The following is a 536-nucleotide window of genomic DNA, read 5'->3' as shown; positions in this document are numbered from 1 at the left end:
CAGGCGCTGGCGGATCAAGTGCAGGCAGCAGTCGATGGCCGCTACGGAGCCAGCCGATGTGATGATGTTGCCAGCACTCACGTACAGCACCTGCGGCTAGAAGCGAACCTTTGGAAAACGCCGCGCGACCTCATCGCGTGCGGCCCAGTGGGTGGTGGCCTCCTTGTCGTCCAGCAGGCCGGCATCCCCGAGTACGAACGCGCCCAGGCACAGCCCGACGATGAGCTTGCCTGAAGCATCGGCCAGGCGCAGGGTTTGGATAAGCGTGGCCGATGCCACTACCGACTGGTCGCCCCAGGCCGGGATGATGATCACGTCAGCCGTGTGCATCAGTTCCAGGCCGTGATTGACCGACAGCCCCAGCCCCTGATCGCTGGTAATCATGCCAGGCGACTCTGCGCAGTACTCGACGCTGTAGTGAGGTGCGTCAATTGTTGGCTGGGCGCTGCCCAGTACCATGCCCGGGACGGACAGATGGAAGAGGCTTACGCCGTCGAAAGCCAGAACGGCTACGCGGATGGGTGGCATCTGGCTAC

At 63.4% G+C, this 536-nt stretch carries 1 protein-coding gene; it reads right to left on the bottom strand.

Translation table 11 applies throughout. From position 1 onward, the window contains the following. Positions 1-96 precede the first annotated feature (96 nt). The coding region (locus tag AC0L20_RS39730) for a DJ-1/PfpI family protein (protein ID WP_473295625.1) at positions 97-536 on the bottom strand (440 nt) is incomplete at its 5' end.

It is taken from the genome of Bradyrhizobium sp. Kon58 (genome assembly GCF_055807455.1).
Note: the sequence above shows the minus strand (reverse complement) of the source record. Positions and strands in the feature narration are given on the sequence as shown.